Annotated in this window: 23 protein-coding genes, 1 tRNA gene and 2 pseudogenes; 8 read left to right on the top strand and 18 right to left on the bottom strand. The window is 63.8% G+C overall.

Annotation, left to right across the window (positions count from 1 at the left end):
* Positions 1 to 90: 90 nt before the first annotated feature.
* The 11 genes and pseudogenes from ABD53_RS02270 to ABD53_RS02310 form a co-directional block, all read right to left on the bottom strand.
* Complete coding sequence (locus ABD53_RS02270; RefSeq protein WP_047864044.1) at positions 91 to 324, bottom strand: 4Fe-4S dicluster domain-containing protein; 234 nt, start codon at positions 322 to 324, stop codon at positions 91 to 93.
* 263 nt (positions 325 to 587) lie between these two features.
* Positions 588 to 1,337, bottom strand: a complete 750-nt coding sequence (locus ABD53_RS02275) for a Crp/Fnr family transcriptional regulator (RefSeq protein WP_047864045.1) — start codon at positions 1,335 to 1,337, stop codon at positions 588 to 590.
* Positions 1,338 to 1,460: 123 nt separating this feature from the next.
* Positions 1,461 to 2,135: pseudogene (locus ABD53_RS02280) on the bottom strand (3'-5' exonuclease); the annotation flags it as partial.
* 2 nt (positions 2,136 to 2,137) lie between these two features.
* Entirely contained in the window at positions 2,138 to 2,482 is a 345-nt protein-coding gene (locus tag ABD53_RS16345) for a nucleotide pyrophosphohydrolase (protein ID WP_084709190.1), read from the bottom strand.
* 18 nt (positions 2,483 to 2,500) lie between these two features.
* Positions 2,501 to 3,406 carry an HNH endonuclease gene (locus ABD53_RS16350; protein WP_200900248.1) on the bottom strand — a complete coding sequence of 302 codons (906 nt, stop codon included), beginning with the start codon at positions 3,404 to 3,406 and terminating at the stop codon, positions 2,501 to 2,503.
* A 14-nt stretch (positions 3,407 to 3,420) separates the two neighbouring features.
* Complete coding sequence (locus ABD53_RS02285; RefSeq protein ID WP_053057568.1) at positions 3,421 to 3,864, bottom strand: hypothetical protein; 444 nt, start codon at positions 3,862 to 3,864, stop codon at positions 3,421 to 3,423.
* Positions 3,865 to 3,882: 18 nt separating this feature from the next.
* A complete protein-coding gene (locus ABD53_RS02290) occupies positions 3,883 to 4,254 on the bottom strand; it encodes a type II toxin-antitoxin system VapC family toxin (protein ID WP_047864047.1) in 372 nt (123 codons plus the stop codon).
* A complete protein-coding gene (locus ABD53_RS02295; protein ID WP_047864048.1) occupies positions 4,251 to 4,448 on the bottom strand; it encodes a type II toxin-antitoxin system VapB family antitoxin in 198 nt (65 codons plus the stop codon). The genes ABD53_RS02290 and ABD53_RS02295 overlap by 4 nt, the downstream gene beginning before the upstream one ends.
* A gap of 75 nt (positions 4,449 to 4,523) precedes the next feature.
* Positions 4,524 to 4,748, bottom strand: a complete 225-nt coding sequence (locus ABD53_RS02300; protein ID WP_047864177.1) for a hypothetical protein — start codon at positions 4,746 to 4,748, stop codon at positions 4,524 to 4,526.
* 68 nt (positions 4,749 to 4,816) lie between these two features.
* Positions 4,817 to 5,110: a nucleotidyltransferase family protein gene (locus ABD53_RS02305; protein ID WP_047864049.1), complete on the bottom strand. Its 294-nt coding sequence runs from the start codon at positions 5,108 to 5,110 to the stop codon at positions 4,817 to 4,819.
* Positions 5,107 to 8,219 (bottom strand): annotated as a pseudogene (locus ABD53_RS02310) (BPTD_3080 family restriction endonuclease). Before ABD53_RS02310 ends, ABD53_RS02305 begins: the two are co-directional and overlap by 4 nt.
* A 145-nt stretch (positions 8,220 to 8,364) precedes the next feature.
* Here ABD53_RS02310 and ABD53_RS02315 point away from each other — a divergent pair.
* From ABD53_RS02315 to ABD53_RS02325, 3 genes are all read left to right on the top strand, one after another.
* Positions 8,365 to 9,078 (top strand): SDR family NAD(P)-dependent oxidoreductase, encoded by a 714-nt coding sequence (locus ABD53_RS02315; protein WP_047864050.1) that lies wholly within the window; start codon positions 8,365 to 8,367, stop codon positions 9,076 to 9,078.
* Between the two features lie 167 nt (positions 9,079 to 9,245).
* The gene (locus ABD53_RS02320) at positions 9,246 to 10,187 is read left to right on the top strand and encodes an alpha/beta hydrolase (protein WP_053057569.1); all 942 of its coding nucleotides are present in this window, start codon (positions 9,246 to 9,248) and stop codon (positions 10,185 to 10,187) included.
* 21 nt (positions 10,188 to 10,208) lie between these two features.
* On the top strand, positions 10,209 to 10,664 hold the full coding sequence (locus ABD53_RS02325) for a hypothetical protein (protein ID WP_047864051.1): 456 nt from the start codon (positions 10,209 to 10,211) through the stop codon (positions 10,662 to 10,664).
* A gap of 35 nt (positions 10,665 to 10,699) precedes the next feature.
* Here ABD53_RS02325 and ABD53_RS02330 read toward each other — a convergent pair whose 3' ends face one another.
* The 3 genes from ABD53_RS02330 to ABD53_RS02340 all read right to left on the bottom strand — a co-directional run bounded on the left by ABD53_RS02330 (position 10,700) and on the right by ABD53_RS02340 (position 14,036).
* Positions 10,700 to 11,506, bottom strand: coding sequence for an alpha/beta fold hydrolase (locus ABD53_RS02330; RefSeq protein WP_047864052.1), 807 nt, complete (start codon positions 11,504 to 11,506; stop codon positions 10,700 to 10,702).
* A gap of 86 nt (positions 11,507 to 11,592) precedes the next feature.
* Positions 11,593 to 12,489, bottom strand: coding sequence for a sulfurtransferase (locus ABD53_RS02335; RefSeq protein WP_047864053.1), 897 nt, complete (start codon positions 12,487 to 12,489; stop codon positions 11,593 to 11,595).
* Entirely contained in the window at positions 12,489 to 14,036 is a 1,548-nt protein-coding gene (locus ABD53_RS02340) for an HDIG domain-containing metalloprotein (RefSeq protein WP_053057570.1), read from the bottom strand. The genes ABD53_RS02335 and ABD53_RS02340 overlap by 1 nt, the downstream gene beginning before the upstream one ends.
* A 129-nt stretch (positions 14,037 to 14,165) precedes the next feature.
* On the opposite strand from ABD53_RS02340, the gene ABD53_RS02345 reads away from it, so the two are divergent.
* Together ABD53_RS02345 and ABD53_RS02350 are read left to right on the top strand one after the other, a co-directional pair.
* The gene (locus ABD53_RS02345; RefSeq protein ID WP_160309603.1) at positions 14,166 to 14,753 is read left to right on the top strand and encodes a LabA-like NYN domain-containing protein; all 588 of its coding nucleotides are present in this window, start codon (positions 14,166 to 14,168) and stop codon (positions 14,751 to 14,753) included.
* Positions 14,754 to 14,895: 142 nt separating this feature from the next.
* Positions 14,896 to 15,822: a hypothetical protein gene (locus tag ABD53_RS02350; protein ID WP_047864055.1), complete on the top strand. Its 927-nt coding sequence runs from the start codon at positions 14,896 to 14,898 to the stop codon at positions 15,820 to 15,822.
* Positions 15,823 to 15,862: 40 nt separating this feature from the next.
* Here ABD53_RS02350 and murB read toward each other — a convergent pair whose 3' ends face one another.
* Positions 15,863 to 16,762 carry a UDP-N-acetylmuramate dehydrogenase gene (murB, locus tag ABD53_RS02355; protein ID WP_200900251.1) on the bottom strand — a complete coding sequence of 300 codons (900 nt, stop codon included), beginning with the start codon at positions 16,760 to 16,762 and terminating at the stop codon, positions 15,863 to 15,865.
* Positions 16,763 to 17,033: 271 nt separating this feature from the next.
* Here murB and ABD53_RS02360 point away from each other — a divergent pair, with 271 nt between their 5' ends.
* The gene (locus ABD53_RS02360; protein WP_235401254.1) at positions 17,034 to 18,068 is read left to right on the top strand and encodes a sugar phosphate nucleotidyltransferase; all 1,035 of its coding nucleotides are present in this window, start codon (positions 17,034 to 17,036) and stop codon (positions 18,066 to 18,068) included.
* Between the two features lie 5 nt (positions 18,069 to 18,073).
* On the opposite strand, the gene ABD53_RS02365 is transcribed toward ABD53_RS02360, so the two are convergent.
* Positions 18,074 to 18,766 (bottom strand): response regulator transcription factor, encoded by a 693-nt coding sequence (locus ABD53_RS02365; protein ID WP_047864057.1) that lies wholly within the window; start codon positions 18,764 to 18,766, stop codon positions 18,074 to 18,076.
* Between the two features lie 131 nt (positions 18,767 to 18,897).
* On the opposite strand from ABD53_RS02365, the gene ABD53_RS02370 reads away from it, so the two are divergent.
* Together ABD53_RS02370 and ABD53_RS16750 are read left to right on the top strand one after the other, a co-directional pair.
* Positions 18,898 to 18,971, top strand: a tRNA-Arg gene (locus ABD53_RS02370).
* 552 nt (positions 18,972 to 19,523) lie between these two features.
* The gene (locus ABD53_RS16750; RefSeq protein WP_152670529.1) at positions 19,524 to 19,937 is read left to right on the top strand and encodes a hypothetical protein; all 414 of its coding nucleotides are present in this window, start codon (positions 19,524 to 19,526) and stop codon (positions 19,935 to 19,937) included.
* Between the two features lie 325 nt (positions 19,938 to 20,262).
* On the opposite strand, the gene ABD53_RS02375 is transcribed toward ABD53_RS16750, so the two are convergent.
* Positions 20,263 to 20,955, bottom strand: a complete 693-nt coding sequence (locus ABD53_RS02375; protein WP_047864058.1) for an SDR family oxidoreductase — start codon at positions 20,953 to 20,955, stop codon at positions 20,263 to 20,265.
* Between the two features lie 72 nt (positions 20,956 to 21,027).
* A partial coding sequence (locus ABD53_RS02380; protein ID WP_047864059.1) for an alpha/beta hydrolase-fold protein occupies positions 21,028 to 21,230 on the bottom strand: 203 nt, incomplete at its 5' end.

Genomic DNA, 21,230 nt, shown 5'->3' on the forward strand with positions numbered 1-21,230 from the left:
AGAAGACGCACAAAAAGGAGGGGCCCTCGGGCCCCTCCCCTATCCTTCTTATCTCCGGCCCCCATGAGAAGGGCCGTCACCGGCGCCCGGCTACTCGAAGTGCTCGGCGGCCTTGGTGATGTAGCTCTCCATCTCGTCCGGGACCTCGTCCTCGGGGTAGATCGCCTCGACCGGGCACTCCGGCTCGCAGGCGCCGCAGTCGATGCACTCTTCGGGGTTGATCATGAAATGATCCCCACCGTCGTAGATGCAGTCTACCGGGCAAACCTCTACACAGCTCTGGTCCTTGGTGCCGATGCACGGCTCGGTAATTACGTAAGTCATATCGCTCCTCTCAAGCTACTCTCAAAGCCCCTGTGTTTTCTGGTCTGACGCCGTTATACCAGCGCAATCCCGGCCACACAGCGCCCGAATGACGACCGTCGCCACAGGGCTTGAGCAGCATCACGCCTGCATGTGACCCAGATCAAATACACAGGATTTTTGCCTGCAAATAGGACTTATTGGGAAGCGGTTGCAATAGTATAGCAGGTCTCTGGTGCCGGAGGTGCGGCTTGTGTGGGACTTGTGTGGGTCTGGCCCGGGGCTCAGGTCTTGAGGCGGAGCCCGGCCGGGTCGAGGATGGTGATGGTCTTGGCTTCTAGGTCCAGGATGCCTTCGCGGGCGAGCCGGGAGAGGGCGCGGGATAGCGCCTCACGGGAGATGCCGGTCGCCTCGGCCATCTCCTGGCGCGAAAGGGAGGGCTCGAAGACGACGCCGCTCCGGGTGACGCGCCCCTCCTCCCCGGCGAGGGCGAGCAGCAGCCGGGCCACGCGCTGGGGGGCGCTGTGGAATACGAGGTCGCCGACGAGGTCCTCCAGCTCGCGGGATCGGGAGGCCAGGGCGCGAGCGAGACGTACGGCGCCCTCGGGATGGGAGTTCATGATCTCCACGATGTCGTCGCGGAAGATGGCGTAGAGCACGCAGTCGGTCAGGGCGGTTGCGCCCTGACTCTGGGGCTGGCCTTCGAGCGCGGAGGCCAGCCCGAGCACCGCGCCGTCGCCGACGACGCCCAGGATCTGATCCCGGCTCTTCTGCCCGCCCGAGGAGCGCAGGAGCTTCGCCCGCCCCTCACGCAGGAAGTAAACCGCCCCCGAAGGCTCCCCCTCCCGGTACAGCGGCGTCCCCGCGCCGACCTCCAGAACCTCCGCGGTAACCGCGAGGTCCTGGAAGAAACCCTCGCCTATACCGGAGAAAAGCTCGAACTCCTGCAGGCCCTCTAGCTTTGAGAGGTGCTCGACCGCCCGGCAGCGGGCGCCGGGCATCCGGGTCCAGGACGGCGGGGCGTTCTCGTACACCGCTACCTTCTCTCCTCGCAAGTCTTCACAGTTCCTTTATACGCCAAGTAAGGTGATTCTGCAGTCAAATATGGAATTCAGATCGAGATCAGGTCGAGAATGGTGAATTGTCCACCCCAAGCCCTACATCCGCAGCTCTTCCAGAAACTCCGACGGTACGTCGCCACTCGATACGAGCAGGCGGTCTCTTGCGCGGGTACAGGCGACGTAGAGCAGGTGACGCTCCGTGTCGTAGACTTCGGCTAGATCCGCCTCGTCCGATACGGTCTCTATCCGCTCCTGGGACGGGATAACCTCATCGTCGCAGCCCATCACGACAACGGCTCGGAACTCTAGTCCCTTTGCGAGATGCATCGTGCCGACCGAAACATGTCCGCCGCTCATTTCCAGGCTCTCGTCCAACACCTTGAACGGGAGACCGGCATTCTCGATGGCACTGCTAGCCCGGTCCAGCTCCGCCGCCGAGCGGACGAAGATGCCCGTCTCGTGCGGCATTACGCCTGCTTCCCGCAAGCTCTGGGGCCACAGGCCCACCGCTTCGGCTTCCTCTTCTAGGCTATCCAGAACCCGGATCGTGGGCATTGGTCCATTAAACACCGAGACCGTTCTGCCCCTTTCTTCTACGTTGCCGTCCACGTCGGAGAGCTCGGAGTCCAGCAGCCGGTCGGCCTGCGAGCGGATCTGGTGCGAGGTCCGGTAGTTGATCTGCAGCGTCCGGGACCGTCCGCGGATGTCTATGCCGAGCGCCTTCCAAGAGACGGGAGACTGGGAGATCCTCTGCCCCGGATCCTCGGCGAAACCTATAAATCAGTGTACTTTTTGTTGGATCCGCGTGACTTTTCTAAGGGATATTTTTGCTCATTGACTGTAATCTTTTTCGACACAGCTTCTTGTATGTCTATCGAAAGGTCATGCGTTAAATAGGTGAGCAAAATGGCGATGTCTGCGATCTCGGACGTGATCGCTGCGTGGTGCTCTTCTACCACTCGTGGAACTTGCTGATCACTCGACCAAACAAAGTACTCTAGTAGCTCTGCTGCTTCCACCGAGAGTGCAGACGCCACATTGCGCACTGTATGAAATTGCTCCCAGTCCCGAGCTTCTCGGAACTCTAAAAGAGCGTTAACCAATTCGGGTGTGAGCATTTCTCCTCTTATATCTGTTCATTCTTGAAAGCAGTTCTCGTTGTGCCAACTCAAGAAGTCTTCACTCGGACGATGGCCAGGATCTTGAGGTACGTTGGAAAGAGTTTTTCCGTGCAAACGATAATACGGTTGCCCATTGAACCATTGTTCTTTGATTTGCGGACTCACTTCCACGCGCAACTCTGGCGTTACGGTAACGAGACCGGCATCGAACAGCTTGTGAAAGTCTGATCGCAGGAGCATACCGTTCGACACCTCGTTTACGCCACTTCTCGCAAAGGGCCTAATGTGCGCCGCTTCGAGTACGGGAAGAGTACTTTCCCCGGTGATCGCACAACGGCGTCTGTAAGCATCTGTAACCGCCACCCTAAAGGCACCTTGCCCCAGACGAGGCTTTATGATCGTAGGTTCGCCGTAACGCGCACCGGCCTCTTGGACCTGATCCGGTAGACCACCAGCAAGCGAGCTCTTGAATCTTTCCTGAACCGCCGCCCACAAATTTACCCCGCTTGATTCTTGGGTATCATAGTAACGTCCTCGGACAACGTTACTAGCCCAATCTGGAGGATTGGCGATCCAGTTTTCCTTCCTCCAAAAGAAGGGGGACGTCAAGATAGTGCATCCAATTTCCGGGTCTCTTGCACTCGGATCGGAGACAAGCCGTCTGATCATCGTCTCAAAGGCTTCACGAGATTCTGCACCATTCTTTATCCCGAACACTTCCCAGGCGAGGGACAGTGGCAGTTTGGAGAATTTGACGAAAGTCCCGCCGCCCGCAACGTGATTGTATGGTCGCTTGAGCTTGAACAAAAATGGTGCTCCCGTTTCTAGCCCGACAAAGGGAGCTTTACCGCTAGGCTGCCAAAAATTGACCTCGTCTACGTTAGCGTTGCTCAGGAAATCGAACCATCCGTTATCCGTCACCCCTAGCCATAGCTTCATCGCAATACCCCGTAGGTAAATATCAATCCATGTAAATAAGCGGCCAGGTGGGGAACATGCCTATAGAACTCGGTCGCCGTCTCATCACCGGATAGGCCGTCGAAGTCGGCGAAGAGTCTAGGCTCGAGGTCGGCGGCCTCTTCGTCCTTCTCGGTGCGGCGCATCAGGTCGTCAACCAGCACCTTGGGGTGGACCTTCTCCTGGATGTACAGCGGCGGCGCGTGGACGACGAGGTCGGACCAGTCCTGCTCGTCCTTGCCGCGCCACACGAGCTGCGGGTCCAGGTCCCGGTTGCGGCGCTCGTAGGCGAGGCGCACCGGGTCTTGCTCCTCCTCCCGCATCACCGACTGGTGCTCGGCGGTCGGGATGTTCGGGCGCGTGGCATCCTCGTGCGTTAGCGTCTCCACGGACTTTGCCGACTTGTTGGTCTTTCTCGCCATGGGGTTAGATCAACCTTCCTACGCTTCCTCGTCGAAGGCCAGTTCCAGTTCCGCAGCCGCCGCTGCTAGCCTCCTGTCTCGCGTCCACAGCCGCGCGCCGCTATGCAGGACCGTGGCAGCCAGCAGGTGTACGTCCAGGTAGCCGATGCCCCGGCCCATCAGGGCGCGACGCTCGATAAACTCCAGAGCCTCGGGGTCCGTCGCCGTTGGGGCGGCGGGTAAATCTTCCAGAAGCCGGAGCACCTCGCGCCGGTCCTTGAGGTTGCCACAGGCCAACTCACCGATCACGAAAGGATGCATCATCACCTGTTCCGTCTCCAGGGCCTCATATAGCTTCTGCTCGCCCGAACGCAGGTGATCTATCCAGACGGAGGTGTCTACCAGGATCACGCAGACTCGGGCCGCCGTCGGGGAACAGGATCCAGGTCCGGGTCGCTGCCGCCGAGCCGTGCCAGACGTCTGGCGCTCTCACGTTCGATCAGGGCGCGCAATCCTGAGTGGATCAGGGCAGTCCGCCCCTCCACGCCGCTTACGCGCCGGGCCTCTTCCAGTAACTTCTCGTCCAGATTCACGGTGGTGCGCACGATTCTCGCCTCCTCTGTATGTGCATGAAATATACATCATATGACGCTTATTTTCATGTACATATACCCGCAATCCTACCGCTCGTTCATCTCTTCGCGGGTGAACTTGCGACCGCCGGTACGGAGCTTGCCGCGCAGTTCCTCTACCACCGCCATCGCCCTCTCGGCCTGTTGCTCGCGCCGCGCGTAATCCTCCAGCCAAGCCCGAAACTGCTCGTTCAAGGTGCTGTGTTCGGCCCGCGCCCGCCTGCGAGCGGCCTCGATCAGCTTTTCGTCGGCACTGAAGGTGATGTTCTTCATCAGACGTACCTCTCTGTCCCCTTTCATGTCACGTATAGACGCGCCACTCCCGCGTCAGTCTCTCCGCGTCAGACATGGATGGCCTCTCGCTCCACGAACGGGCGCAGCTCCGGGCGGAGTGCCTTGTCGGTAACGAGGTCCACGGGTCTTCCTAGCAAGTCCTCCAGATAGAACTGGAGGCCGAAGTACTGGCCCGAGGTAGCTGGGCCATCGAAAGCGACCAGTATGTCCACGTCGCTCTCCTCGTCGGCCGTGGCGCGCGAGGTGGAGCCGAACAGGGCGAGCTCCCGCACGCCGAAACGCTGTCTCAGCTCCGGCATGCAAGCCCTGATCCGGTCTAGATCCTCGTCGGTTCTTCTCATACCCTCTCCCCGATAAGCGATGCCACCATCTTATCGAACTCGGACTCTACCTTCGCCTCGAAGTCGGACTCTATCTGGTACGCCTCGGTCAGCTCGGCGAAGGCCCAGCGGCCGTAGCCGCCGTGGTTGTTTACGCCGGGTATCCAGTAGTTATCCATCGTGGACTTTTTGCTCTTTGCGTCCTCGCCTCTGAAGCCCTTGATCTCAACCACCAGGTTCAACGGATCATCTTCCCCGTGTCCGTCGTCCACCTGCACGATAAAGTCGGGGATGTACTTGTGCGGCTCGGAGCCGTGGAGGTACGGGACCTCCAGGCCCAGGTTGTGGTTCTTGACGTAGGAGACGACCCTCGGGTGAGACTCGGCCACGCGGCAGAGCTCGGCCTCCCAGTCGCTGTCCAGCACGGCCCAGTTGACGTGGCAGCGGCGGGCGTCCGTCTCCCAGCGCTCGCTCTTGGAGGTGTTGAAGTTGACGTGCACCGTCGAGCCCGTGTGGTTGTACGGGTCGAGCACGGCCTTGATGGGTTTCTCCCCGACGAGTGCCTGGGTGACACCGGCGGTGATGCGCTCGCAGACCATGTCCGCGAGCTCCTGGTACATGAGCTGCGCCGGGTAGGTATCGCCCTTGCACACCAAGTAATTATCTAGCCACTGCCGGGTTATGCGCTTGAGTTGCCCGAAGAGGTGCAGCTTCGGCTCCTCGCCCGGATCTCGCCACCTGGTGTACAGCAGGCGCCGGGTGAGGTGGAAGAGCAGGGTGGAGCGGCGCATGTCGCCCAGGTGCTCCAGGCTCAGATCCACGTCCTCGCCGATGATCCCAGCGTTCTTGGTGACGGACGGCCCGACGAGGTCCGGCGTCAATTCAAGCACGGAGTCCTCGCCGAACTCCGCCGTCAGCCGCTCTTCCGGCAGCTCCACCCGGTAGCCCTCGACGCGGGGAAACCGGATCTCCAGCCCGTCCCGCTCGGGCCGGACTGCCTTTACCTGCACCGTCTCGCGCGGCGGCTGCGGCGGCGCGACGACGGGCTTCGCGGTGAAGTCGAACGGGATGCCGAGCACGTCGGCGTACTCGACGTTGAACAGCTCGTCTTCGTTCAGGTCGTAGGACTGGCGGCGCAGGGCGCGCCCGATCACCTGCTCGCACAGTAGCTGCGTACCGAACGCCCGCACCCCGAGCACGTGGGTGACGTTGCTCGCGTCCCAGCCCTCGGTAAGCATCGAGACAGAGACGACGCAGCGGATGGAGTCCCCGAGGCGGCCCGGCTTTCCGACGGTGTTCATGGCCTCCCGCAGCAGGTCCTGCTCGGTGAGGTTATCGGCCTGGCGGCGGTCGCCGGTGCAGTCCACGATCTCACGCCGGAAACGCTCTATCTCATCGGACGCCATCTCGCGGAAACCTTTGTCCAGCACCTCGCCGGACTCAAGTTGCTCGCTGTCTATGAGGAGCGTCTTCGGGCGGGCCAGCGGGTCGCCGTGCTCGTTGAAGTTACGGAACAGCGGCAGGCGCCCGTTCTCCAGCGTAGTCGAGCCGTCGTCGTTCTCGCGGTTGAAGCCGGAGATGAAGTCGTAGACCAGCTTGGAGACTGCGGTGTTCTGGCACACCACGATAAAGCACGGTGGCACCCCGATCCCGGCCTCCTCCCACAGCCGGTGCGTCTTCTCGTAGTGGCTGTAGAGGGCCCAGAGCGCCGTCTGGAGCTCTGCGGGCAGGCTTAAAGGGTCCAGGTCTTTCGCCTTACCCCGGCCTTTCTTCGGCATCCGGGCGCGGACGTTCTCCCAAAGGTTGCGGAACTTCGGCATCTCGCCGCCGGGGATGTTGTCGGCGACGGGGACGCGCGGCAGCTTGACGATGCCGCACTCGATGGCGTCCATCAGGGAGAAGTCGCTCATGGTCCAGGGGAAGAGCGTCCCCTCCGCGTAGCCGGAGCCGCGCAGGAAGAAGGGCGTGGCGGAGAGGTCCATGACGCGTGTCACGCCGAGCTTGCGATTTACCGCTTCGAGGCCCGAGATCCAGAGCCGCGCCGCCTCGTTGTTCTTCTTGGCCTCGTCCCGGTCCTCGCCCTTGAGCTCCGGCTTCTCGTCCTCTTCCGGCTTCTCCCGGTAGCAGTGGTGGGCCTCGTCGTTGATCGCCATGACGTGCTTCATGCCCATCAGGTCGGGCATTACGCGCTGCAGCATCTGGCCCTCGGTTTCGAGGGTGTCCAGCTCATCGCCCCGGCCCTGAAGGAGCGAGCAGCCGCCTTTGGAGAGGTCCATGCGCTCGCGCAGCTTGAAGGCATGGTAGTTGGTGATGACGATCTTGGCCCGGCCCAGGTCGGCGAGCATGTCGTTCGGTACCATCTCGCGGCCGTGATAGTAGCTGTCCGGGTCGTTCGGCTGCAGCACGCGCAGCCGGTCGCGGATGGTGATCCCGGGCATGACTATCAGGAATCCGCGGGTGAACCGCTTGCTCTGCGGACGTCGGACGGCGTTGATCGTCTACCAGGCGATGAGCATCGCCATCACGGCCGTCTTGCCCGCTCCGGTGGCGAGCTTCAAGGCGAGGCGCGAGATCTCGGGGTTCGCGTCACCGTTCGCGTCGGAGAGGTGGTCCAGGAACGCCCTGCCGGTCTTCCCGGCCTGCGGCGCGACCTCGGTCAGCCAGATCGCGGTCTCCACCGCCTCAAGCTGACAGAAGAAGGGCCGGATGCCGCCGAACTCGTGGTGCCGCCAGTGCTGGAGTAGCCGGGCCGTCTCGGGTGTAACCTGCCAGTCGCCCGGGTTCGGACGGCTTCTCCACTCGTCCACGTGCCGGCGGAGGCTGTTTATCATCGAGGTGGGGTCGTACTGCTGCTGCTCGGTGGAAAGCCCCTTGCCTTCGTCGTAGACGAACTGTTGCTGTTCGGAAGATCCCTTGCGCTTCCTCGGCTTCGGTATCGGGGTCGTGAACTCCGCGGGTCGGCGACTCTCTATGACCTTCTGAGTAGGCTGGCCCTCGTGATCAAGCTCCCAGTGACGACCAGGATACTTGTACCAGGATACTTGTAAGGGGAGTTGAGGATAGGTTGCTCGAAGAACGGGTTGACGGCGATCTCGTACCTCCCCTGGATGGTGGACTCTCCTTTTTTCATTGTAGTATGCAAGCCTCTTACGGCTCACGCTCCCGGGAAAGGTCGCCTCGGCTGCTCCGGTCAGCCCCGAACCTCCGGACCCGTTTACACCTTGTAGACTACCCCGAGTAAGAACTTCACTTAGGAACTTCGCTGGAGGAAGCTCATGGCATCACTCGGAGGCAAGGTCGCCCTCGTAACCGGGGCGAGTCAGGGGCTGGGAAGGGCGCTCGCGCTCGCCTACGCCCGAGAAGGAGCGAAGCTCGTCGTAAACGCCCGCAGCGAGGAGAGCATCCGGCCCGTCGTCGAAGAGGTGGAAGGGCTCGGCGCGGAGGTGCTGGCGGTGCCCGCCGACGTCGCGGAGTCGGAGAGCGTGGACCGGCTCGTCTCGCAGGCCGCCGACCGCTTCGGCGGCATAGACGTGCTCGTGAACAACGCCGGGCTTCTGGGACCCCGGGTGAAGATAGAAGAGTTCCCCGAGGATGAGTGGCGCAAGGTGCTGGACGCGAACCTCACCGGGGTGTTCCTGGTCTCCAAGGCGGCCACACCCCACCTGAACGCCGGGGCCTCCATCATCAACCTCGTCAGTGGCGTGAGCGTCGAGGGGCGGCCCGAGTGGGGCGCGTACTCGGTGAGCAAGTTCGGCGTCGAGGGGCTGACCCAGATCCTGGCCGCGGAGTTAAAGGATCGCGGAGTGCGGGCGAACGCCGTGGACCCCGGCGGGATGAACACGGACATGCGCGCCGCCGCCTACTCCCGCGAGGATGCCGAGAGCCGTATCACCCCCGAAGAGAACGTGGACGTCTTCCTCTACCTCGCCTCGGACGAGTCGCAGGGCGTAACCGGCGAGCGCTTCAAGGCCCAGGAGTTCGTGAGGTAGATCTAAGGAGACTCAGGAGTCTCGAGAGATAAGAATCCAAGGGTCCGGCGCTATCCGGCGGCCTTTGGAGCCGGTTGGCTGGTTGGCGTCATATAATCTGCGCTTCGAGGGTACTTCGGGGATACATAGGGGCGACCGTGCCGCGACGCCCGCGAGAGAGGAGAGATATGGCTTTGGATCCAAACATCAAAGAGATGCTAAATGCGATGGAGCGTTCGGGGCAGCCGCCCATAAGCGAGCTGGAGCCGCCCCAGGCCCGCGAGATGCACAAGCAATTAGTCCTCGGGATGGAGATCACGAGCGTCCCGGTGTTCACCATCGAGGACCGTAAGATACCCGGTCTGGCCGGCGAGGTGCCCGTCCGCGTCTACACCCCGGAGGGAGAGGGGCCGCACCCACTGCTCGTTTTCTTCCACGGCGGCGGCTTCGTGCTCGGCGGCCTCGAGGACTACGACCCCGTCTGCCGCAGGCTGTGCTCCCGCTCGGGGCACGTGGTGGTCTCCGTGGACTACCGGCTGGCTCCGGAGAGCAGGTTCCCCGCCGCCGTCGAGGACTGTCTGGCCGCTACCCGCTGGGCCGCGGACAACGCCGCCTCCCTGGCCGGCGACCCCAGCCGCGTCTCCGTGATGGGCGACAGCGCGGGCGGCAACCTGGCGGCGGTGGTGGCCCGCCGCATCAGGGACGAAGGCGGCCCGCGGCTCGCCGGTCAGGTCCTCATCTACCCGGTCACCTACCAGGTCGGGCCGGACACGGCCTCGCGCAAGGAGAACGCCGAAGGCTACTTCCTGACCCGCGACGACATGGCCTGGTTCGGGGGTCATTACTTCGAGAGCGTCGAGGACGCCAAGGGCCCCGACGCCTCCCCGGCCAACGCCGAGAGCCTCTCGGGGCTGCCGCCCGCGCTCATCGTGACCGCCGGGTACGACCCGCTGCGCGACGAAGGCGAGGCATACGCCGGGAGCCTCGCGGAGGCCGGCGTGCCGACGGATCACACCCGCTACGACGGCATGATCCACGGCTTCCTCAACTTCTACGGCGTCACCGAACGCGCCGACGAGGTGGCGAGCCAGGCCAGTGAGTGGTTGAGGAATATCGCCGGCGAAGGGTAGCCGCGGAGCAGGAGCCCGTAGATGTTGAATGCCGTAGAGCTCGGAGTCCTCGATGGCTGCGCAAATCACTACGAGCTTTTCTACTTCCTCTTCGCCGAGGTGAACTACGGCGGGCAGGTGGTGAGGAAGAGCCCGGAAGGGGAGCCGGGGATCTCCGTGCCGGGCGATGAGGTGGCCCGGCACGCACAGCGGCTCATAGAGGCAGGGCTTATGCGGTGCTGGCGCATTCGTGACGATCCGGGAGATAATGGCCCGTTTCTAACGCCGGAGGATCAGACCGCCGGGCTCTATCGCGAGCGCGTCGAGATAACGCAGCCCGGCGAGCCGGAGTTCGCCGCCTACCGGGGCTACGATTGCGTGACCTTCGAGGAGCACCTGGAGCGGTTCGGCCAGGGCCCGCACGAGTTCAGGATCACACGTTCCGGCATAGACGAGATAGAGAGGCCGGAGTACGAGGCTCTCTACCAGGAGCGGTAAGGGAGCCGTAAGAAGCGGCGCGGGATAGGTCGGCGTCAGAGCAGGGAGCTTATGGCCCGGGCTATCGGCTCCGGGTGATCCTCCGGCGTAAAGTGTCTGCCGCCCTCCACCCTCTCCAGAGTGCCGCCGAGCTCGTAGGCTAGCCGGTAGCCGTACCCGATGGGCTGGAAGCTGTCGGCGACGCCCCACACGACGCGGGCCGGTACGTCGAGGCGTGGCAGCTCGTCCGCGACGGCCAGCGTGTCGGCGGAGTCCAGAGAGCGGGCCTGCCGCACCAGCGCCGCCGCCCCGTCCGCCTGCTCGTACAACGGCAGATGCTCGGCCACGGACTCCCGCCACCGGCTGCGGCTATCGTGGCCGAGACCCAGGAACATCCCGTACACGCGCCGGAACATCGCGGACGGCATACGCTCCGCCAGCGGCCCGGCGGCCCGCAGCGCTCGCACTCCCAGGATGGGCCAGGAGTCGTAGCTGATGCAGTTGGTGAGCACGAGGCCGCGCACCAGCTCCGGGTGGCGCACCGCGAGTATCTGGGCCACGCCCCCGCCGAGGTCGTGGCCGCAGACCACGGCCCCGCTCTCCAGCCCGGCCTCCCGCATCCAGGAGGCCAGGTACTCCGCCTGACGCCCGACGGAGATGTCGCGGCCCACACCCTCTTCTATGGAGCCACCGTAACCGACCATCTCCCAAGCCAGCGAGCGTGCCCCTTCGAGACGGGGCACGACGTGCCGCCACAGCCGGGGCGAGGTCGGGATGCCGTGAACGAGCACCACGGGCGCACCCGAGCCTTCTTCCTCCCAGCGCATCTTTATGCCCTCTACCTCTGCGCTCCTGGACTGCATACGCTCCTCTCGGGCATAGAAGATGATCGGGGAAACGTACCGGCGAGCGGGGCCCTACGCCGCTCCCAAACAGGTTTTCATAGTTTTCAGGGGTCTCCGCCGCTCTCCACCGGCAGGTCCCCCCGGCCGCCCCACTCGTTCCAGGAGCCGTCGTAGTTGGAGAGGTTCGTGTAGCCGAGGCGGTACAGGTTGAAGAGAGCGACGGTCGCCGCGACGCCGCCGTTGCAGTAGGCGACCACCGGCGCGTCGCGGTCCTCCGGCACCCCGGCCTCCCGCGCCAGTTGCTCGATCTCGGCGCGCGCGAGGAACGTGCCGGTCTCCGGGTCTTTGAGGGCGTCGGCGTGCAGGTGGCGGGCCCCCGGGATATGCCCGCCGCGCGGGCCGCGCCGCACCTCGCCGGTAAACTGGCCCCGGTCCCGGGCGTCGAGCAGCAGGGTATTACCGTCTTCGCTTGCCACGAGCGCCTCCGCCGCGCCAGAGCGCAACCCGGGCCGGGGCTCGAGGGTAAAGTTTGCAGGCACCGGACGGGATATCTCGTCCGTGACGGGGCGGGCCTCGGCGGTCCACTTGCGCCAGCCGCCGTCCAGTACGTATGTCTCGTCGTGGCCGTAGTACAGCAGCGCCCACCACAGCCGGGTGGCGAACTGGCCGCCGGTGTGGTCGTAGATGACTACGCGCGTGGAGTCCCCGATGCCCCGGCTCTGCATCGCTGCCGCGAACCGCTCCGGCGGCGCCAGCTGGGTCGGGACGGGGTCGTCGGGGTCCGTTATGTCCGTGGTCCAGTCCACGAAGACCGCACCGGGGACGTGGGCCTCGGCGTACTCCTCGGGCGCGCCGCGGTAGATGGCCTCCTGGGAGCCGTCCTCGCGGGTATGTTTGTCCACGTAGCCCCGGATGTCCACGACGCGCAGGTCGGGGTCGTCCAGGTGTTCGGCGAGCCAGGACGTGCTTACCAACGGGTCGTTCTGTTGAGGGTTATCCACTATCCGGCCTCCTCGAAGAGATCGTGCTTTCGCACGTAGGCGTCGGCCAGCTCGTAGGCCGTCTCCACATCGTCCTGGGCGAGGCGGCCCTCGACGACCTCGTTCTCCAGGTACTTTTTTACGGGTTTGATCCAGGGCCCCGGCCCCCGCTCGTAGCGGGCCATGAGCTCGTTGCCGCCGACGGGGCTCGTCAGCTTCTCGACCTGATCCTCTTCGCGCACGGCGTCCACCCGGTCCTTGAGGCTCTGCCACGAGGCCTCGGCCACCTTGCGCCTGCGCGGAGCGCTGCCCGTGATGTCGGCGCGGGCGAGCCTTAGCAGGGTGTCCACGTCGGCGAGCACCCGGCCGCCTTTTTCGAGATACGTGTCCCGGATAAAGCGCCGCACCGCCGAGTCGGACCACGGGTCGCGCCCGGCGGCGTAGCTCATGGGGCGCATGTGGTTCACGACGAGGTGGGCGACGGCGTCCGTGGCGTCCTTGGGGTAGGCGAGGCGGTTCATGGCCCGGCGCGCTATCTTCGCGCCGACGTTCTCGTGGCCGTAGAAGTGGATCTTTTTCGGCAGCGTGCGGCCGCCGCATTCGGGGCAATCGCCCTCTTCCGGGGTCTTCTGGGTGCTCTTCGCGCCACAGTACGTACAGCGGTGCTCGTACACCAGCGTGCGGGGCTTTCCGATGTCGTGGAAGAAGGCCGCCTTGCGCAGGCCAGGGTCGGCCTCGACGCTCGAGACGACCATGAGCGTGTGCTCGAAGACGTCCTTGTGATGGAACTCCTCGTCCTGGCTCACGTCCACCGTCTCCATGAACTCCGGCACTACGTACGGCATCAGCCCGAGCCGCACCAGGGAGCGCAGGCCGTCCGCGGCGTTGTCGGTGACGAGGATCTTCTCCCACTCGTCCCGGATGCGCTCCACCGAGATGCTCTGTAGCCAGGAGGCGTTGTCCAGGATAGCCTTTTCGAGGTCCGGGGTGACGGCGAAAGGCTTCGTGTCGGAGGAGAGCTGCGCCGCGAAGCGCACCGCCCGCAGCATCCGCAGGGGATCGTCGCGCATCCGGTCCAGCGGCTCTCCGACGGGCCGGATCACGCCCCGGACGAGATCCTCACGTCCCCCTTCGGGGTCCCGCACCCCGCCCGTAACCGCATCGGCGGCGACGGCGTTTATCGTGAAGTCGCGCCGGGCCAGGTCTCCCTCCAGCGTCTCGCCGAACGTGACCTCCGGGTGGCGGCTGCCCGCCGTGTACAGGTCGTGCCGGTAGGTCGTGACCTCCACCGAGTAGCCCCCGACCTCCGCGCCGATGGTCCCGAACCGCTCGCCGACGGTCCACAGATGACCGGCCTGGGGCCTGAGGAGGCGTTTGATCTCCTCGGGTCGAGCATCCGTGGCGGCGTCCACGTCCACCCCCGGACGGCCCAGCATCAAGTCCCGCACGTACCCGCCGACCAGATAAAGCTCGTGCCCGGCTCCGCCGAACGCCTCCCCGAGCCGCGACAACGGCTCCGGCACTTCTATGGTGTCGGCGCCGCGTCCATCCCGCTGCTTTCTCTCCATATCCTCCATAGCTCGCCATATTCTAATAGCACTCGCGGCGGGTGGAGCGGGGTTATCCTCTGAGGTGTTACCGGGGAGGCCATCTCTGCTAACATCCGGGATATGTGGCGTCAGGATACAGACGAGCGCGTGGCCGTCTTCGTGGACGGGGCGAACCTCTACCACTCCATAAAGACGTACTACAAGGGTATGCTGGACTACGCGCAGCTACTCTCGGCCTCGGTCGGGGATCGCAAGCTCCAGCGCGCCACCTTCTACATCGTCGAGAAGCAGGAGACAGACGAAGTCACGCCCGGCGCGGCCTCCTCGCGCTCGTTCGTGTACAACCTGAACCGCTTCGGCTACAAGGTACGCTCAAAGCCCCTGATAGTGCACGAGACCGTGAGCCCCGACGGTGAGAAGACCGTCTCCCACAAGGGCGACTGGGACATAGGCATTATCGTGGACATGATGCGGCTCGCGGGCCACGCCGACACCTACGTGCTCGTCTCCGGCGACGGCGACTACTGCGAGGCCATCGAGTACCTCCAGAGCGAGCGGGGCATCCGGGTCGAGGCGATCAGCGCCACCCAGTGCACCTCCCAGGCCCTGCTGGACATCTGCGATCTGCACACCGACCTGGCCGAGATCCCGGACCTCTTCAAGGAGCCGCGGGGCGACCGATCCGGGGACCGCTCGGGCGAACGCTCCGCCGTCGGTAACGCCGGTAACCAGTAGGTAATCAGTAACCCACGCTGGTACGGCGCCCGCGGATTCATGGAGGTCATGGAGGCTTTCTACGCATCCCCGCCCGGCAAGCTCCAGAGGCGATGGTACTCGACCGCAACGACCGCAGGCGTAATTAGAAGGAGCTTGTAGATTGTCCCCGGGCCAGACATCCCGGGACAGGTTCACCGCCCCGGAGAAGTGGGAGAAGGTAGATTCCGGCGGGCCCGGGGGCTTCGAGGACTCCAGGGCCACCTACCGGCTGCCGGACGGCTCGGAGTACGTCTGGGAGTCGCGGCGGCACCGCAAGGGTCTCGGGCTCAGGACCCGCTCGGGGCGCTCCGCCCGGCTACAGCACCGGGCGCCGGAAGCCGGCAAGGGTAACCCCTGGCTCGGAGGTTTCGCGCCGCACAGGCTCGCGTGGTGGATCGCGGTCGTTTTTATCCTGGGCTCGGCGCTGTTTACCCTGGGAGCGGCCGCCTCGCTCTTCCCCCCGGTATTCGGCGGCGAGGCGGCGGAGCTCACCGCGAGCCTCGCCTACTTTACGGGGGCCTCTCTGTTTACCGGCGGCGTGTACCTGCAACTGCTGGAGGCCATAAACTCCAGCGATTACATCGGGATGAAGCCGCCGCACTACACGCCCCGGCAGTTCAAGTGGTTCGCCTGGCAGCCGCGCCGGCTGGAGTTTATGGCGCCTTTTCTGCTCCTGTTCGGGGCCATCTCCTTCAACTTTGAGACCGCGCTCGCCGTACTCTCAGACCTAGATATAGTAGTGTTGCCCACGGCCATCGCCCTGGCCAGCCTCGTGGGGGCGGTATTCTTTCTCGGGCCGAGCTACATGCAGATGATCGAGGTCTGCCACCGTTACCTCTGCGTCAAGGAGCGCGAGTTCTCCTGGTGGGTTACTTTCTTCTACGTGGTCGGCTCCGCCGGTTTCGTCGTCGGGGCGGTCTTCGGGTTCGAGGTGCCGGGCCTCTCCTCCCCCGTGGAGTCCCTCATCACGAAGGTAACCTACGCCCAGGGGGCCGTGTTCTTCCTCGCCGGGAGCTACCTGCTGCTGCCAGAGATGTACTCTGACTAGACGTCTGGTCGGCCGAGCGTGGCATGGAAACTACGGCCCCTTACGGCTCGCCGATCACTCGCACCTCGGGCTCTAGCTCGATCCCGAGCCGCTCCTTTACCGTCTCGCGCGCGATCCGCATAAGCTCCAATGCGTCTTCGGAGGAGCCCCCGCCCAGGTTCACGAGGTAGTTGGCGTGTACGCTGGAGATCTCGACGTCCCCGACCCGCGTGCCCTTTAGCCCGGCGGCTTCGATCACCCGCCCCGGATAATCTCCTTCGGGCCGCTTGAAGGTCGAGCCGCAGCTCGGCTTGCTCGGGGAGCCGGACATCCTCTGCCCCCGGTACTCGCGGATACGGGCCTGCAGATCTTCGGCATCCCCCGGCGTGAGGCCGTAGCCCGCCCGCAGCACGGTCCAGTCCGGCCGCTCGTGCAGGATGCTGTGGCGGTAGCCCAGGTCCAGCTCCGCGTTCCGCATCCGGACGACGCCCTCACCGGGTCTGTACACGTCGGCCCAGACGAGCACGTTACGCGTCTCGCTGCCGTAGGCCCCGGCGTTCATGTACACCGCGCCCCCGACCGACCCCGGTATCCCCGTGGCGAACTCGAGCCCGGCGAGTCCCCGGGCGGCGGTCTTGTTCGCCAGCACCGGATAGAGCACCCCGGCCTCCGCGATCACGCTCTGTCCACCCTCACCACCCGGACCGTCGAACTCCACGCCGGTAAGCTGCTTGCCGAGCCGGATCACGAGCCCCCGGATACCTCCGTCGCGCACGAGCACGTTCGTGCCGCCGCCGAGGACGGTTACCGGCACCCCGTTCTCCTCCGCGTCGGCGAGCGCCCGCTCCGCCTCCCCGGCGCTGTCGGGCTCCAGCAGGGCGTCGGCGGGGCCGCCGATCTTCCACGCCGTGTAGCGTCTGAGGGGCTCGTCGAGCTTCGCCCCGGGAAACAAAGTTTGCAAGGTACCCGAATCAGTGTCCACACTCTGGAATATAGGGCAAGAGGACGGGTTTTGCAGTGCGCCGCCACGCGTCGGTCTGGTGAGTCCGGCAGCTCGGGTAGACGCCGGCCTTTTGACGTACAGTGTGTCCCCGGGGAGAAAGAGACCGAGAGGAGAGGCGTCGGGCCGTGAAGCTAGCCACCGTTACCACCGTGGATCGCCGGGAGGCCGGATCGGGACACTCGGCGTACCCCGGGTGCTCTGGTTACTCAAGGAGCCCGGCTTGAAGGCGATGGTGCTCGCCGCCGGCAAGGGCACGCGGCTATTCCCGCTGACGGGTGAGATCCCGAAGCCGATGGCCCCGGTCGTGGACACCCCGATCATAGAGCACATCTTCGGGCTGCTATCCGGGCACGGCTTCGACGAGGCGCACGTCAACGTGAACTACCTGGCCGACGCGCTCCTAGAAGCCTACAGCGGCCCAGGGCACCCGGAAGGTTTCAGCGTAAACGGCATGTCCGTATATCTGAACCGCGAGGAGGAGCTTACCGGCACCGCAGGCGGCGTCAAGCGCCTGCAGGATCAGTTCGGCGAGACGTTCGTCGTCGTCTCCGGCGACGCCCTCACCGACGTGGATCTGACCGGGCTAGTCGGGTTTCACCGGGAGAAGGGGGCGCTCGCGACCGTCGCCCTGCGCCGGGTGTACGACACCTCGGAGTTCGGCGTGGTTGAGCTGGACGACGAGTCGAACATCCGGGGATTCCAGGAGAAGCCGGACCCGAGAGACGCCATCAGCACCCTGGCGAACACTGGGATCTACGTCTTCGAGCCCGAGGCGCTGAATTACGTGCCCGAGGGCGAGTTCGCGGACTTCGCCCGGGACATCTTCCCGAAGCTACTGGAGCACGGGGAGAAGTTCGTCGGCTACCAGGGAGATTTCTACTGGTCGGATATCGGCACCCTGGCCGCCTACCGCGAGGCGCAGTACGACGTGCTCTCCGGCCGGGTAAAGGTCCGGGTGCCCGGCAAGAGCCGCGAGGGCGACGTGTGGAAGGGGGAAGACGCCCAGATCCACCCCACCGCCCGGCTAGAAGGGTACGTCGTGATCGGACGCGACGCCGTCATAGGTCGCGACGTGCGCATAGAGGGCGACGTTACCGTCGGCGCCGACTGCTGGGTCAGGCCCGGCGCGACCATCAAACGCAGCATCCTCCTGCCCAGAGCCTCGGTCGGCGACGGAGCATACCTGGAGGATTGCATCGTCGGCCACGGCTACGACGTGCGCCCCGGCGAGACGATCCGGGGTGGGGCACTGATCCGGCGCTAGCCCCGCTACTCCTCGGGCTTGACCAGCCGGTACCCGAAGCCGCGCACCGTCTCTATGAGCCTGGGGTTCTGGGAGTCGTCGCCGAGCTTGGTGCGCAGCCGCTGGATGTAGACGTTCACCGTGCGCTCCTCTATGTACTCGTCCTCGCCCCAGACCTGCCTGAGTAGAGAGCCGCGCCCGAAGACCCGGCCGGGGCTCTGCGCCAGGGTGTGGAGCAGCCGGAACTCCCTCGGGGACAGCGACACCTCCTCACCGTTTTTCACGACCCGTACCCGGTCGGGGTCTATCTCCAGGTCGCCGACGTAGATCTGGCCTGCGGAGTGCCCGTCCGGGGAGCTGTCGCGCTTGCGGAAGATCTGCTTTATCCGGGCGACGAGCTCTCTGGCGTTCACCGGATAGCGCATGTAGTGGTCAGCCCCGAGCTCTATCCCTACGATGCGGTCCATCGTGTCCTCGTCCCGCAGGAGAGCGACGGTCGTAACCCCCGGGCCCTCCACGGCCGAGATCACCTGAAACCCCCGCTCGTCCGGCAGCCGGGTATCCACGACCGCCACGTCGAACTCCCGCTCCTCCGAGATCTGGCGCGCATGCCGCCCCGTACCGGCGGGCAACACCTTCCACCCCTCCTCGGAGAGGGCGCGCCGCAGGCCTAGCCGCTCCTCTTCATCCCCGACCACAAGCAGAATAAACAAGCTCAACCCGATTAGGCTTCTCCAGAGTCTCCAAAAGTGTCCTCCACGCTTACCCCGGAAGTATACCCTCGGTACCCCACCCGGAGAAACCACCCTTGAGAGCAGCCCCGATCAAGGGTATGATTGAGAAGCTGTACGCGCTCGTAGCTCAGTTGGATAGAGCGTCTGACTACGAATCAGAAGGTCGCAGGTTCGAGTCCTGCCGAGCGCGCAGAGTATTTTCGATAGATAAAATCGGGCCGGGACTCTGCGAGGTTCCGGCCTTTTGCTACGCTTGCGGTTGTTAGGTTCGGGCTAGCAACTCCAATGGAGTTAGCAGGGCTAGCAGTGGGAGGTTCAAATCCGTCCCTAGTAGCTGTCTCCAGCGCGTTCGTGGTACTCGCTGTTTTGCGCGTGTCGCTGTTGAGGCTTTCAAGTCGCACAGTATGTAAGGGGGTAGCTATGAAAGGTAGCCACAGACGAGTCAGTGTTGTTAGCGTAATGGAAACGTTTTGGGCCGTCGGAGTCAGCTATCTAGCGGCGAAGCTGCTAGCCCGAGCCTAATCAGACGGGCTAGGGTCCAACCGAGCTCTGGCCTTTTTCATGCTCTTTACCCCGGTACAATCGTATCGGGTGTGGACTTTAGAGAAACAACCTCTGTACTACAGCCAGTAAGGTTGTAGCGTTAGAGATCATCCAAATTGCTGCGGAAACTATAGTGCCAACTGGCAATGGTTGCGTAGCTCTCTTATTTGACGATTGAGTAACCTGAATGAGCTTGGGCTTGATGAAAAGTAAGTCTAGGGCTCCAGCTAGTGACACGACTCCTATTAGCCCAAGTATTAGGATAAGGAGTTTAAGCACTAAGCTAACCCAGATTGGCATCTCTAAAAAGGTAACTCCAAAGAATAAAACGGCTGTGGGAGCAAGCAACAAAGAAGCAAGCAGCAAAGCTAGCCATCCTTCTGTACTGGCAACAGACAAGAAAGACTTGATATCTCCAACCTCAAAAGCAGTTCCGACCAGGCTCCAAATCAGTAAGGATATGGCAAGAGAGATAATCAGATCAGATAATATGGAACTAGAGGCGAGTTCAAAGAACGCGGGCATTAAAATTATGAATAGGCCCATGCAGGCTAGGATGAACGCTACCCCTAAACCAGATAAGCCACTGTCGCGTAGCTTCTGGACAAACTGAGCTTTTTCGCGGGCGTCGGCGGCACGTTCCTTTTTACTACGCGGTCTGTTACTCACAGTGTGTTCCCGTAGGCTTGTGTTTGATACGAGAAGGGTAAGTAAACATTGTGAATCTAAAACCTGACAAAGACCTCCAAAGCGTCATCTTCACTGTACTAATAACTACCGTTGTAGTTTTCGCTATTATAAGGGTTGCGAGGTTCCTACTCTAACGCTACCCCGACTAGACTGGGGTAAGATATGAGAAAATCTCCGACCAGCGAACACCCCGGGTCTCTCCGCGCCTCTGGACTATCCATCAGTTGAGTAATCCAGCGTAGGTAGAGCTAGTTATCCTGTGAGGTCGGCCTTACCAGGATCTCGTTCACGTCCACGTGGGCGGGCTGGTCCACGGCGTAGAGCACGGCGCGGGCCACGTCTTCGGGGCGGAGGGCGTCGGGCTTTGGAGTGTCGAAGAACGGGGTATCCACCATACCGGGCTCTATGAGCGTGACGCGCACGCCGGTTCCGGCCATCTCCTGGCGAATGGCCTCGCCCATGCCGGTAACGGCCCATTTGGTGGCCGAGTACATCGAGCCGGAGTTCGCCCGGCGGCCCGCCACGGAGCCGGTGAGCAGCAGGTGCCCCTTGGAAGCCTTTAGCGCCTCGAGGCTGGCCCGGGCGGTTAGGGCGGCGCCGTAGACGTTGGTGAGGACCATGTCCCGCCAGCGCCCGGGGTCGGCTCCGGTGAAGCCTCCGGGCGAGCCGGGCATGCCGGCGTTGGCGTAGACCACGTCCACCCGGCCGAAACGCTCCAGGCAGGTCTGTATCAGGGACTGCTGGTCCTCCCAGTCGGTAACGTCGCAGCGGATCGGCAGCGCCTGCTCCGGCCCGCCGAGCTCCTCGGAGAGCTCAGAGACCTTCTCCTCGCGGCGGGCGGCGAGCACCAGTCGGTAGCCGAGCCCGGCGGCCTGCCGGGCCGTCGCCGCCCCGATGCCGCTAGAGGCGCCGGTGATCAGGAATACGGGTGCCTCGGGCATGTGAAGCTCCTTCTCGGTGGTTTTGGGGATAGGCCCTTGCCGGGCTTCCCCGGACTTGTTTTCGACCCTGTCCTATAGACTGTTTAGCGTGCGGGCGTGGTGGAGTAGGTGGTCCGCCATGAACGTAGAGATGAAGTAGTAGCCGTGATCGTACCCTTCCTGACGGCGCAGCTTCAGGGGCTGGCCCGCCGCCTCGCACGCCTCCTCGAAGATGTGCGGGTAGAGCTGCTCATCTAAGAACACGTCTTCGGTGCCCTGGTCTATGAGGATCTCCC

The sequence above is a fragment of the Rubrobacter aplysinae genome, from assembly GCF_001029505.1.
In the GTDB taxonomy this organism is placed as follows: domain Bacteria; phylum Actinomycetota; class Rubrobacteria; order Rubrobacterales; family Rubrobacteraceae; genus Rubrobacter_A; species Rubrobacter_A aplysinae.